General features: G+C 70.0%; 12 protein-coding genes. 3 read left to right on the top strand and 9 right to left on the bottom strand.

Translation table 11 applies throughout. The features are described from left to right. Positions 1 to 5 precede the first annotated feature (5 nt). Complete coding sequence (locus tag QTI05_RS21435) at positions 6 to 932, bottom strand: LysR family transcriptional regulator (RefSeq protein WP_286545053.1); 927 nt, start codon at positions 930 to 932, stop codon at positions 6 to 8. 70 nt (positions 933 to 1,002) lie between these two features. On the opposite strand from QTI05_RS21435, the gene metE reads away from it, so the two are divergent. Then, entirely contained in the window at positions 1,003 to 3,324 is a 2,322-nt protein-coding gene (gene metE / locus QTI05_RS21430) for a 5-methyltetrahydropteroyltriglutamate--homocysteine S-methyltransferase (protein ID WP_286620797.1), read from the top strand. Between the two features lie 4 nt (positions 3,325 to 3,328). Here the strand turns inward: metE and QTI05_RS21425 are convergent, their stop codons facing one another. Next, the gene (locus QTI05_RS21425) at positions 3,329 to 4,015 is read right to left on the bottom strand and encodes a hypothetical protein (protein WP_286620795.1); all 687 of its coding nucleotides are present in this window, start codon (positions 4,013 to 4,015) and stop codon (positions 3,329 to 3,331) included. A 117-nt stretch (positions 4,016 to 4,132) separates the two neighbouring features. Here QTI05_RS21425 and QTI05_RS21420 point away from each other — a divergent pair, with 117 nt between their 5' ends. Continuing rightward, a complete protein-coding gene (locus QTI05_RS21420) occupies positions 4,133 to 4,744 on the top strand; it encodes a helix-turn-helix domain-containing protein (RefSeq protein WP_286621130.1) in 612 nt (203 codons plus the stop codon). 1 nt (position 4,745) lies between these two features. Beyond that, entirely contained in the window at positions 4,746 to 5,282 is a 537-nt protein-coding gene (locus QTI05_RS21415) for a GNAT family N-acetyltransferase (RefSeq protein ID WP_286620794.1), read from the top strand. On the opposite strand, the gene QTI05_RS21410 is transcribed toward QTI05_RS21415, so the two are convergent. The 7 genes from QTI05_RS21410 to QTI05_RS21380 all read right to left on the bottom strand — a co-directional run bounded on the left by QTI05_RS21410 (position 5,279) and on the right by QTI05_RS21380 (position 11,519). Next, complete coding sequence (locus QTI05_RS21410; protein ID WP_286545047.1) at positions 5,279 to 5,605, bottom strand: chaperone modulator CbpM; 327 nt, start codon at positions 5,603 to 5,605, stop codon at positions 5,279 to 5,281. The genes QTI05_RS21415 and QTI05_RS21410 overlap by 4 nt on opposite strands. Positions 5,606 to 5,607: 2 nt before the next feature. After that, on the bottom strand, positions 5,608 to 6,570 hold the full coding sequence (locus tag QTI05_RS21405) for a DnaJ C-terminal domain-containing protein (RefSeq protein WP_286620792.1): 963 nt from the start codon (positions 6,568 to 6,570) through the stop codon (positions 5,608 to 5,610). Positions 6,571 to 6,579: 9 nt separating this feature from the next. Further along, positions 6,580 to 7,239, bottom strand: a complete 660-nt coding sequence (locus tag QTI05_RS21400; RefSeq protein ID WP_286657848.1) for a histidine phosphatase family protein — start codon at positions 7,237 to 7,239, stop codon at positions 6,580 to 6,582. A 12-nt stretch (positions 7,240 to 7,251) separates the two neighbouring features. Continuing rightward, on the bottom strand, positions 7,252 to 7,893 hold the full coding sequence (locus QTI05_RS21395) for a CDP-alcohol phosphatidyltransferase family protein (protein ID WP_286545042.1): 642 nt from the start codon (positions 7,891 to 7,893) through the stop codon (positions 7,252 to 7,254). Between the two features lie 73 nt (positions 7,894 to 7,966). Beyond that, entirely contained in the window at positions 7,967 to 8,713 is a 747-nt protein-coding gene (locus QTI05_RS21390) for a glutamine amidotransferase (RefSeq protein ID WP_286620789.1), read from the bottom strand. 8 nt (positions 8,714 to 8,721) lie between these two features. Continuing rightward, on the bottom strand, positions 8,722 to 10,143 hold the full coding sequence (locus QTI05_RS21385) for a GTPase/DUF3482 domain-containing protein (protein ID WP_286620787.1): 1,422 nt from the start codon (positions 10,141 to 10,143) through the stop codon (positions 8,722 to 8,724). Continuing rightward, complete coding sequence (locus QTI05_RS21380; protein WP_286620786.1) at positions 10,140 to 11,519, bottom strand: DUF2868 domain-containing protein; 1,380 nt, start codon at positions 11,517 to 11,519, stop codon at positions 10,140 to 10,142. Before QTI05_RS21380 ends, QTI05_RS21385 begins: the two co-directional genes overlap by 4 nt. Positions 11,520 to 11,636 lie beyond the last annotated feature (117 nt).

Genomic DNA, 11,636 nt, shown 5'->3' with positions numbered 1-11,636 from the left:
GCCTGCTACAGAAGCTCCAGCCCGGGCAGGCTCTTGAAGCTGCTCTCGCGCGTGATGCGCACGAAGTCGGCCAGCCAGGGCTGCGCCGACGTTGCGGCGGTGCAGGCCATGTGCAGCTCGCCGGTCAGGCCCTTGCGGCCGACCGGCCGCGCCGTGATGTAGCCACGCTCCAGATAGTTCTGCACGGCCCACAGCGGCAGTGTCGCGATGCCGCGGCCACTGGCCACGAGTTGCAGCATGGCCACCGTGAGTTCGGTGGTGCGGCGCTGCGCCGGCGCGATGCCCGCGGGCGCCAGCACCTGGCGCACGATGTCGAGCATTTCGTCGGGCACCGGGTAGGTGATGAGGGTCTGGTCGGCGAAGTGGCGAGCCGTGAGGTAGGCCTTCGCGGTGAGCGGGTGGTCATTGGCCAGCAGCGCCATGATCTCGAAGCGGAACAGCGCGTGGTAGTCGACCGCTTCGTCGGCATCCTGCTCCGACACGATTGCGACCTCGGCGCGATCCTGCAGCAGCAGCGCGATCGGATCGGGGTGGAAGCCCGAGACGATGTCGAGCTCGATCTCGGGCCAGCGCTGCCGGAACGCGTCCATCGCCGGCATCAGCCAGTCGAAGCAGGTGTGGCACTCGACCACGATGCGCAGCTTGCCGGCGCCACCCTGCGCCAGGCGCGCCACGTCGCGCTCGGCTTCTTCGATCAGCGGCAGTGCGCCATCGGCGAGCTGCAGCAGCCGTTGCCCCGCCGCGCTGAACTGCGGCGGCACCGACTTGCGCTCGAACAGCGGCAGGCCGTAGCGGTCTTCCAGCAGCTTGAGCTGGTGCGACAGCGCCGACTGCGTGAGGTTGAGCAACTGGGCCGCCCGCACCAGGCTGCCGGTGTCGCGCAGCGCGGTGAGCGTGCGCAGGTGCCGCAGTTCGAGAACGGATTGAGACATGAACAGGATTCAAGTTGATCGGCAAAAGGTTTCGTTTGAATCATAGGGCCGAAACGCCGACCATCGCTGCATGACAGCAATCCATACCCTCGGCTTTCCGCGCATGGGCGCGCACCGCGAACTCAAGTTCGCCCTCGAACAACACTGGCGCGGCGAACTCGATCGCTCGGCGCTCGAAGCGGTTGGCGCCGACCTGCGCGCGCAGCACTGGCAGGCGCAGCGCGATGCCGGCCTCGATTTCGTGACGGTCGGCGACTTTGCGTTCTACGACCAGGTCGCCAACCACATCCAGCTGCTGGGCTGCGAGCCGCCGCGCTTCGACTTTGCCGGCGACGAGCCCGAGTTGTCGCGCTACTTCACCATGGCGCGCGGCGTGGCTGCCGAGGCCGGGCACGACCATGCCGGGTGCACGCACGGCGACCACGGCAGTTTCGCGCTCGAGATGACCAAGTGGTTCGACACCAACTACCACTACCTGGTGCCCGAGTTCACCTCGGCCACGCGCTTCGGGCTCGCTTCGGTGCGCCTGTTCGACGAGGTGGCGCAGGCGCAGCAGGCCGGGCACCGGGTCAAGGCAGTGCTGCTCGGCCCGTTGAGCTTTCTGTGGCTCGGCAAGGAGAAGGAGGGCGGCTTCGACCGCTTCTCGCTGCTCGACCAGCTGGTGCCCGTGTACGAGCAGGTGCTCCGGCGACTCAAGCAGCAGGGCGTGGAATGGGTGCAGATGGACGAACCGATCCTCGGGCTCGATCTGCCGGACGCCTGGCGCCATGCGTTCGAGCGCACCTACTGGCAGCTTGCACGCAGCGCGCCCAAGCTGCTGCTGGCAACGTACTTCTCGCCATTGGCCGACAACCTGCGCCTGGCCTGCCAGTTGCCCGTGGCCGGCCTGCACGTGGACGCAGTGCGCGCACCCGAAGAACTCACCGGCATCTGCGACTGGTTGTCGGCGCACAAGGTGCTGTCGGTCGGTATCGTCGACGGCCGCAACATCTGGCGTACCGACCCCGACGCGGCGTTGGCGCGCCTGGCAACGGTCGCGGCCAAGCACAAGGGCGAACTGTGGCTGGCGCCCTCGTGCTCGCTGCTGCACGTGCCGTTCAGCCTGGCGGCCGAGGCCCGGCTCGATGCGGAACTCAAGTCGTGGCTGGCCTTCGCGGTGGAAAAGCTTCATGAACTGCGCGTGCTGCGCGCCGTGTTCGATGGCGACGAGGCCAGTGTGCAGGGCGAACTCGCGGCCGCGCGCGCGGCCATCGCCAGTCGCCGTGCCAGCCCGCGCGTGCACCGCGCCGATGTGGCGCTGCGCCTGGCGCGCCGGGTCGAAAGCGACGATCGCCGCAACGCGCCTTTCGTCGAGCGCCAGGCCCTGCAACGCCTGCGCTTTGCCCTGCCACCGTTGCCGACCACGACCATCGGCTCGTTTCCGCAAACCGCGGCGATCCGTGGCGCCCGCGCGGCCTTCAAGCGCGGCGAACTCGATGCCGACGGCTACCGCGACCGGATGCGTGCCGAGATCGAACTCGCGGTGCGCAAGCAGGAGGCGCTGGGCCTCGATGTGCTGGTGCACGGTGAGGCCGAGCGCAACGACATGGTCGAGTACTTCGGCGAGCAGCTCGACGGCTTCGCCTTCAGTGCCAACGGCTGGGTGCAGTCGTACGGCTCGCGCTGCGTCAAGCCGCCGATCCTGTACGGCGACGTGGCACGCCCGGCACCGATGACCGTGGCATGGACGGCGTATGCGCAGAGCCTCACGCCGCTGCCGATGAAGGGCATGCTGACCGGGCCGGTGACGATCCTGCAATGGTCTTTCGTGCGCGATGACCAGCCGCGCAGCCTGACCACCGAACAGATCGCATGGGCCATTCGCGACGAAGTGGTCGACCTCGAAGCCGCAGGCATCGGCATCATCCAGATCGACGAGCCGGCGATCCGCGAGGGGCTGCCGCTGCGCCGCGCCGGATGGAAGGCCTACCTGGCCAGCGCCACGCGCGCCTTCCGCATCAGTGCCTCGGGGGTGGCGGACCGCACGCAGATCCACACCCACATGTGCTATTCGGAGTTCAACGACATCCTGCCGGAGATCGCCGCCATGGACGCCGATGTGATCACCATCGAAACCAGCCGCTCCGACATGGAACTGCTGCGCGGCTTTGGCGACTTCCGCTATCCGAACGAGATCGGGCCGGGCGTCTACGACATCCACTCGCCGCGCGTGCCCGACACCGATGCGATGGTGCGTCTGATGCGCAAGGCCGCGGCCGTGGTGCCGCCGGCCAACCTCTGGGTCAACCCCGACTGCGGCCTCAAGACGCGCGGCTGGCCGGAAACCGAGGCGGCGCTGGCCAACATGGTGGCGGCCGCCAAGGTGCTGCGCCGGGAACTGGCCGCCGCGTGAGCCTTCAGTAGGCCATCAGCGGATTGCGGCGGGCCTCGTCGCGCCGCCGGTCGGCGCGCACCGCGTCGCAGCGCGGGTGCTGGCTGTAGCCGGGCCGGTCGCACTGCGCCGCCTCGCAGCGCGCCGCAGCGATGAAGTTGAGGTGGCCGCAGCCGCTGCGCGGATCGGCCACCGCCGTGTGGGCAACTGCCGCCGTGCGCACCGGGCGCCGGGGCTCGGTGTAGGGCGAAGGCGCGGGCAGCGGGGTGGGCGCCGGCAGCAGCCTTGCCGCCGGCTGCACCGGCTGCGGGGGATCTATGAATTCCACCGGCTCGACCGGCGTCAGCAGCGTCAGCGGCAAGCCTCTGGGCGCGGATGCGGACACAGTGGTCGCAGCGACCACCGGCCCGGGTGGCGGCGGCGCCTTGCGGGTGACATACATGTACCAGCCGACAAAGCCGACCGCCATCATGACGATCGCCAGGCCGAGGCGAATCCAGAAGACGGGCGCTTCGATCGGGCGCAGCGCCTGCCTGGCCGGGCGCTGCGGCGCCGTGGGCCGCGCGGATGCAGGTGCAGATGGCTCGGCGCGCAGCGCAGCCAGCGCCGACGGGCCGGTGGCTGCGAAGCCGGGCAACTTGCCCGCGCACCCCCGGCAGAACATCGCGTTGTCGCGGTTATGGGTTTTGCAGGTGTCACAGACCACGGCCATGGAAACCTCGCAAGTTCAAAAGTAACAGTCTGCACGCACGCGGCCGCCGTGTATGCCGGCCGGCGCCTACGCGCGATGCAGCCTGCGGTTTACAAGGCAGTTGACGTCTATTCCAACATGATGGACATTTCATCCACCATGAAAGAAGAGCAACCACCCAACCTGAACGACCGCATCGCGCAGCGCGTACGCGACCTGCGCGCTGCGCGCGGCCTCTCGCTCGATGCGCTGGCGGCGCACTGCGGCGTCAGCCGTTCGATGATCTCGCTGATCGAACGGGGCGAGAGCAGCCCCACTGCCGTGCTGCTCGAACGGCTGGCCACCGGGCTCAGCGTGCCGCTGGCCTCGCTGTTCGACGCGCCCGAACCCGCCGCGGAACCCGTGGCGCGGCTGGCGGACCAGCCCGCGTGGCGCGATCCCCATTCGGGCTACGTGCGCCGCAACGTCTCGCCGGCCGGCGTGGCTTCGCCGATCCAGATCGTCGAGGTGTCGTTTCCACCCGGGGCGCGCGTGGCCTATGAAACCGGCGCACGCGAGCCGCAGATCCATCAGCAGGTCTGGGTGCTCGAAGGTGCCATCGAAGTCGCGCTCGGCGACGAGCGCCACCGGCTCGGTGCCGGCGATTGCCTTGCGATGCTGCTGGATCGCCCCATGAGCTACCACAACCCCACCCGCAAGGTCGCGCGCTACGCCGTCGTGATCGCCACCCTGCCTGCTTCCCGGAGATGACATGTCGAACCAGACCCACCGCATCCGCCGCCTGACGAACGTGACCGACGCGCAATTGCAGCAACTGGCCGATCTGTTGGTCGACTGCGTGGAAGGTGGCGCCTCGGTGAGCTTCATGCAGCCGCTGACCCCGTCCAGGGCACTGGGCTTCTGGCGTGGCATCGCAGAGGGCGTCGCGCGCGGTGGCCGTGCGCTGCTGGTGGCCGAGGACGGCCTTGGCATCGTCGGCACCGTGCAATTGCTGCTCGACCAACCCGAAAACCAGCCGCACCGCGCCGACCTCGTGAAGATGTTGGTGCACCGCCGGGCCCGCCGACACGGCCTGGGCGCCGGCTTGATGCAGGCGGCCGAGGCGCTGGCCCTCGAATGCGGCAAGTCGCTGCTGGTGCTCGACACCGCGGGCGGCGACGCAGAACGGCTCTACGAGCGGCTCGGCTGGCAGCGCTGCGGCGTGATCCCCGGCTATGCGCTGTGGCCGCAGGGCGGGCTGTGCGACACCACGTACTTCTATCGCGTGCTGCAGCCGGTGGAGGCCTAGACGCCGCGTTGCAATCCGTGCGCGCGCAGCATCGACTTGAGTCGCCGCACTTCGTGCTGCAGGTCGAGGATCAGCGCGGCCGCGTCGAGCCCGACGCCGAAGTCGCGCTCCAGCCGGCGCGCATCGAGCGCCCGCTGCAGCGCGTCGCTTTCGAATTGCCAGCGCTCGGGGGCGGCATCGGGCACGCTGACCTGCACGATGCCGACCTCGACCAGCTCGATCACCCAGGCGGTGTCGGCGCCGCAGGCATGGGCCAGCTCGCGCAGCGCCAGCGGCTGGGAGGCGCTCACCACGGTGCCGGTCGTCACGGAAACAGTCGCCATGATCAAACTCCCAGGTGGCGGCGCGGGTTGAACGATGAAGCGGCCTCTGCCAGGGTCTGGTAGGCCTTGCGCACGGCGTCGCTGTCGGCCGGTGGCAGCGCGATCTCGAGCAGCAGGTGCAGGTCGCCCGGCGTCTTGCCGGCGAGGCCGCGCCCCTTGAGGCGCAGCTGCAAGCCGTTGCGCGCGTTCGCAGGCACGGTGACCTCGACCACGCCGCCGGTGGGCGTCGGCACCTTCACCTGCGCGCCGAGTGCAGCCTCGCTCGGGGTCACCGCCAGCGCCATGTAGAGGTTGCGTTCCTCGATGCGGTAGAGCGGGTGGGGCGCAATGCGCACCTCGAGGTAGAGGTCGCCGGCCGGCTCGCCGCCGTGTCCCGGCATGCCCTGGCCCGCGAGGCGGATGTACTGGCCCGGATGCACGCCGGGCGGAATCTTGACGCTGAGTGTGCGCGTTTCCCACTGCGGCATGCCTTGCGCGTCGACGGTCTGGGCGCGCAGCGTGATCTCGCGCTCGGCACCGTTGAGTGCATCTTCGAGCGCGATCTCGATCGCTGCATGGTGGTCTTCGCCGCGTGCGCGCATATGCCGGCGCGCGGCGCCGCGCCGCTCGGCCGCGCCGAACAGCGAAGAGAAGAAATCGCTGAACTCGGCATGGTCGGCCGGCCCGGCGCCGGGCCCGCGGTGGAATTCGTAGCCGGCGTCCCAGCCCGGCGGCGGCTGAAAGTCGCCTTCGGGCGAGCCGCCGCGCGCCACGCGATCGGCCAGCGCGTCGTAGGCGGCGCGCTTTTCCTTGTCGCGCAGCACGTCGTTGGCTTCGTTGATGTCGCGCATCTTCGCCTCGGCATCGGCTTCCTTGCTGACGTCGGGGTGGTACTTGCGGGCCAGCTTGCGGTAGGCCTTGCGCACATCGTCCTCCGAGGCGCCGCGCTCGAGCTCGAGGGTCTTGTAGTAGTCCTTGAATTCCATGATGGCGGGTCAGGCGATGCCGGCGGCCGCGTCGCCTTTGGGCTGCAGGGGAATGACCGTCCACAGAGCGCTGCGGCGCTCGAAACGCAAGGGCTGCGCATTGCCCAGCACGCCCATGTCGATCGGCACGCCGAGCAGGGCGGCCAGCACGAACAGCGTGCCGCCGTGCGCCACCACCAGCACCGGCGCGGGCCGGGCCAATGCGGCCGCAAGCGCAGGGCGCTTGCGGTCGACGAACTGCGCCAGCGTCTCGCCGCCCTCGGGCTCGCAGGCCCAGTCGATGGCGGCCGACGAAGTGCCGATCAGCGCGCCGAAGTGCCGCTCGCGCAGCGCGGCATCGGCCATGGGAATGAGCCCGTGCGGCGCGGCCACGGTTTGCGCGGTGACATGGGCACGGCTCATGTCGCTGCAGACGATGGTTCGGATCGTCTCGCCTGCCAGCAGGGTGGTGGCCTGCGCCGCCTGGGCCAGGCCCAGCTCGCTCAGCGGCTCATCGGCCGACTGGAAGATGCGGCGCGCGTTGCAGCCGGTCTGGCCGTGGCGCAGAAAGTAGAAGTGGTCGCAGTCCGGCGCAATCGGCTGCGCGGCAGCCAGCTGCACCAGCAGGTCGAGCCCGCCGGGTGTGAAGTGGGCGGGTGTGACGAGGGAGGCTGGGGCTGGCATGTGCATGCGGGCCGGGATTCAGAACTTCGGGATCCGCAGGGTCTTGCTGATCATCAGCGTGCCCGACAGCCCGAACAGCAGCGTGATCGGGTGCAGTACCCAGGGGCCGAGTGTCCAGGCGCCGCCCCACAGCGTGCTGCCGATGGCGCCTTTCCAGGCGGCGAAGGCCAGCACGCCGACCAGCACCACGCTCGTGGGAATGGGCGTCCCTTCGAAGTACTTGACCTTGTCGGCGCCTTCGGAGAGCGCTTCGGCCGTGACGTTGTAGCGCGCCAGCCGGCTCACGCCGCAGCAGACGAAATAGATCAGCAGCAATGCGTCCCAGCCGCCATCGGCACCGGCCGCAAAGGCCAGCGCGGCCGGCGCCACGCCGAACGAGATCACGTCGGCTAGCGAATCGAGTTCGCGCCCGAGCGCGGAATGCGTTTGCCGCCAGCGCGCGATGCGGCCGTCGAACACGTCGAAGATGAAGGCCGCCGGCGCCAGCGCCGCAGCCCAGAGATACACCGAGAGATCGTTCTTCGCCACGTAGGCCATGGCAAGAAACACGCAGCCGACGCCGCAGGCCGCATTGCCGAGCGTGAACGCATCGGCCAGGTGGAAGCCGCGAATCATCGAGAAATGCTTGCGCGGAGGCGTGGCGGCGTTGGGCAGGGGCATGGCGCAGTTCCGGGGAGTGGGAATGCACCTTAACGCATGGGCCGCGGCGGGCGTGTCAGACCAGACCGGCGACTCAGCGCCCTGCGGCGTCGTGTTCTTCGGCCAGATGTGCGAAGCGGCCCAGCAACTGCGCCGCGGTGGGCGTTGCCTCGACGCCGTCGCGCAGCGCGACCGGGTCCTTGCCTTCGGCACGCAGATCGTCGGCCACTGCATCGATGTACCCGCACATCGCGGCCGCGTCGAACTCGGGGTGGAACTGCACGCCCCACGCGCGTTCGCCGACGCGAAAGGCCTGGTTCGGCTCGAACGCATTGCCGGCCAGGCGCACTGCGCCATCGGGCAGGCGCAGCGCGCTCTGGCGGTGCACCACGTGCGCGGAAAATTCGTGTGGCAGGTCGTGGAACAGCGCGTCGTCGGCCGCTGCGTCGGTGAGGTGCACCGTCACGGTGCCGATCTCCAGGCCAACCGGGTGGTCGTCTGCCTCGCCGCCCAGAGCATGTGCGAGCAGCTGGTGGCCGTAGCAGATGCCGAGCACCGGCGTGCCGCTGGCGACGATGCCGGCCAGCCAGGCGGCGGTGGCCTCGCTCCAGTCTTCGCGGTGCGACACCATCGAATGCGAGCCGGTCAGCACCACGCCCGAAAGCGCGCCGGGCGCGGGCAGGGTGTCGCCGCGGCGTGGGTCGAGCACCACCACCGGCAGGCGCGTGTCGCCCAGGCCGCGGGCGACCCAGTGTTCGAAATCGCCATTGGCGTCGCGCAGGGCATCGAAGGTGTCGCCGGCCTTGAGGATGACGAGCGGATGGGGAACGAGGTCTTCCATGCCGGTGATCATGCCGCAGGGCGCACGGCCGCGTCGATGGCCTCGCGCATCGCTTGCGCGACTTGGTCGACCACCGCCTGGCGCTGCGGCGATGCGATCCAGCGGGTGCGCAGGCCGGCTTCCCAATCGGGGTGCCCGCGCGCCGGTCGGGCCGCGCGCAGGATGTCGGCGATCTGCCGCTGGCTGGACGCGCCGTCCTGCGGTTCGCCGGCCGCGATGCGCTGCATCGCCGCATGGCCGCGCTGTTCGAGCGCGCGCACCAGCTGCAGCTGCCATGCGAGCAGCCCATGGAGCACGCGGTCTTCGACCGTGAGTTCCTGCACGTCGCGCAGCCGGTTGGCGAGCTTGCGGCCCACCGGGCCCCAGCCTTGCGACACGGCGCCGCCGATCGATGCGCCCAACGCCGTGGCCGCGCCGAGCGAGAGGCCGGCCAGCGCGAGATCGGCCACGACGCCGACTGCGGCGCCGACGGCCGCACCCTTGCCGAGCCGCACGCCTGCATCCTTCATTGCCTCGGGACTGAAGAAGTCCATGCTCCATCGGCCTTCGAGTAGCGGCAGCGGCGCCTCGTCGGCGTCGCCTTCGCGAAAGCCGTAGAGCGCCAGCAGGTCGTCGGCGCAGCGGTGGGCCTTGGTCGACACGGCTTTCTGCAACTCGGCAATTGGCGCCTGGCGGCGCACGGGATCATTGAAGGTTTCCGATGGCACGCCGCGGCGCAGGGCCGAGGTATCGACTGCGAGTTCGGCCAGCCGGGCGGCGGCGGCGGCGCGGCGCTGCACGGCCTCGGCTTCCAGCGCTTCCACCACGCCGCGCAATTGCTCGCGCCGGTCGCGCAGCAGTGCGCCCAAGTCCTGGTACAGCTCGCGCTCGGCGCCGACGAAGGGCGCCGCCGCGTCGAAACGCACCACCGCGTGCAGCCCGTAGGCCGAGAGCAACTCGCGCCAGGCGGGCTCGCGGCTGGAGCCCTCGCGCACGAAGTTCAGCACAGGGAGCACCGGGCGTGCACAGGAGTTCAGCAGTTCGATCTCGGCGCGGAACTTGGGCAGCACCGGCTCGCGCGCATCGATGACCAGGAACGCGGCGTCGACCTCCAGCAGCGCACGCAGAACCTTGGCTTCCTGCTCGAACGCGCCATGCGCTTCAGGGCCTTGCAGGAATGCGCGAATGCGCTCGGGCGGCGTCTGCGCGGCGACCGCGAAGGCCTCGAGGTGCTCGCGCAGGCTGACCGCGTCTTCGAGGCCAGGCGTGTCGAGGAAGGTCACGGCGGCGCGGCCCTGCACCTTGAGTTCGATGCGCTCCACGTGGCGGGTGGTGCCGGGGCGCTCGGACACCTCGCCGAAATGCACGCGCCGCGTCAGCGTGCGCAGCAGCGAAGTCTTGCCGGCATTGGTGTGGCCGACCACGGCGATGCGGATGGCGGGCGCGTTCATGCCCACCCCTGCAGCGCCGAGGCGAGATCGTCATGGGCCGTGACGCGCTTCAGCCCTGCGTCGACCAGCCAACGCCGCCAGCGCTGGCCGGCCGCAGCGTCGCCTGCCACCAGCCAGAGCCGGCATTCACCGCAGTGGGCGAGCAGTTCGCGCAGCAGGCGGCCGGTGCCGCGATCCGGGCTCGATGCTGCATGGCAGGCCATCAGCAGCGCGCGCGGGCGCAGCCTGGCCACCGTGTCGAGCAGTTCGTGCCGCTGAGCGGCGCTGCCATCGATGCGCAGCACCGGCGCGGCGGCCGCGGGCAGGCCAGACGGCGGCCATGCCGACTCCGGCGGCAGTTCGAATCCGACCACCACCAGCACATCGCTGGTTTCGCCGGCGGCCAGGCCAGCAGGTGCGTGCAGATGCTCGGGGCCCGGATCGCCATCGACGATCGTGGCCGGCGCCATTGCCTCGAAGCGGGCGAGCAGCTTGCGGTAGTAGGGCGCCGCAAGATCCGGCTGCAGCGCCGGCTTGCGCCGCTGCCACACCAGCGCACTGACCAGCGCGAAGAACACGCGCGGCAGCAGGCCGTAGGCCACGATGCACCCGGTGAGCCACAGGGCCCAGGCGCGTTGGTCGGCTGCTTTCGTCACGGGCGACAGCACGGTCGCGGCGTCCGGCACCGGAAACCCGAGCCAGCCCGGCGCCCAGCCCAGCAGCCGTACGCCTTCGACGAAGACGCCGGGATCCAGAATCGTGGTTTCCCAGCCGAGCGTGTAGCTGCGGAAGGCCAGCGCAAACAGCAGGGCGCCGAGCACCACGGTGAACGACAGCGCCCAGATGCCGTGGCTCACAAAGCCGAAAGCCCACGGCAGCAGTCGGGCCCGCGCCAGCAGTTGCGTTGCGGCGCGGAGCAACACCGGTGCCTGGCCCTGTTTGCCGCCGGCCACGCGCGCAGTCAGCGCCAGCCAGAGCCATCCGAAAGACGCATTGAAGGAATTGAGCGGCACGACCAGGCCGACCAGCCAGAGCAGCAGCGTGAGCGCGTGCACGCCGAGCAGGCTGACCAGTGCCACCATGATGTTGATGCGCCGCTCGCTGCCGCCGACCACATTGCCCGCCAGCGCGAGGCCTGCGAACACGATCAGCAGCACCAGCGCGAGCGCGATCCACGGCGCCCAATGCCGTGCGCGTGCCAGTTCGGCTTGCAGTCCGATGCGCCGGCCAAGCGCGCTGGCGCGCTGCGCGATGCGGGCCGCGGGTTCGTGCTGCTGGACGACCGCCTCGCGCATGGCGGCCGCATCATCGAGCGATCCGGTCTGCTCGATGAGTTGCACTGCTTCGGTGATCACCGCGTTCGACAACAGGTCAGTTTCGCGCAGGGCGGTGTTCAATGGCTTCCCTCGGGCATCAGAGCGCTGAAATTATGCCCGCGCCCGTGCCAACGAAACGGGGCCGCAGCAGCGGCCCCGAGGGGATTCGACCCGGCGTGGCCGGGATCGGTGCATTCA

Source organism: Variovorax fucosicus (assembly GCF_030316825.1).
GTDB classification, from domain to species: domain Bacteria; phylum Pseudomonadota; class Gammaproteobacteria; order Burkholderiales; family Burkholderiaceae_C; genus Variovorax; species Variovorax fucosicus.
The sequence above is the reverse complement of the archived record's forward strand: the minus strand, read 5'-3'. Positions and strand labels throughout refer to the sequence as shown.

Bases quoted from the DNA above. Each gene is read 5' to 3' on its own strand.
- metE (WP_286620797.1), top strand. From the start codon at position 1,003: ATGACAGCAATCCATACCCTCGGCTTTCCGCGCATGGGCGCGCACCGC.
- QTI05_RS21395 (WP_286545042.1), bottom strand. From the start codon at position 7,893: ATGCCCCTGCCCAACGCCGCCACGCCTCCGCGCAAGCATTTCTCGATG.
- QTI05_RS21405 (WP_286620792.1), bottom strand. From the start codon at position 6,570: ATGGAATTCAAGGACTACTACAAGACCCTCGAGCTCGAGCGCGGCGCC.
- QTI05_RS21385 (WP_286620787.1), bottom strand. From the start codon at position 10,143: ATGAACGCGCCCGCCATCCGCATCGCCGTGGTCGGCCACACCAATGCC.
- QTI05_RS21390 (WP_286620789.1), bottom strand. From the start codon at position 8,713: ATGGAAGACCTCGTTCCCCATCCGCTCGTCATCCTCAAGGCCGGCGAC.
- QTI05_RS21425 (WP_286620795.1), bottom strand. From the start codon at position 4,015: ATGGCCGTGGTCTGTGACACCTGCAAAACCCATAACCGCGACAACGCG.
- QTI05_RS21400 (WP_286657848.1), bottom strand. From the start codon at position 7,239: ATGCACATGCCAGCCCCAGCCTCCCTCGTCACACCCGCCCACTTCACA.
- QTI05_RS21435 (WP_286545053.1), bottom strand. From the start codon at position 932: ATGTCTCAATCCGTTCTCGAACTGCGGCACCTGCGCACGCTCACCGCG.
- QTI05_RS21420 (WP_286621130.1), top strand. From the start codon at position 4,133: ATGATGGACATTTCATCCACCATGAAAGAAGAGCAACCACCCAACCTG.
- QTI05_RS21410 (WP_286545047.1), bottom strand. From the start codon at position 5,605: ATGGCGACTGTTTCCGTGACGACCGGCACCGTGGTGAGCGCCTCCCAG.
- QTI05_RS21415 (WP_286620794.1), top strand. From the start codon at position 4,746: ATGTCGAACCAGACCCACCGCATCCGCCGCCTGACGAACGTGACCGAC.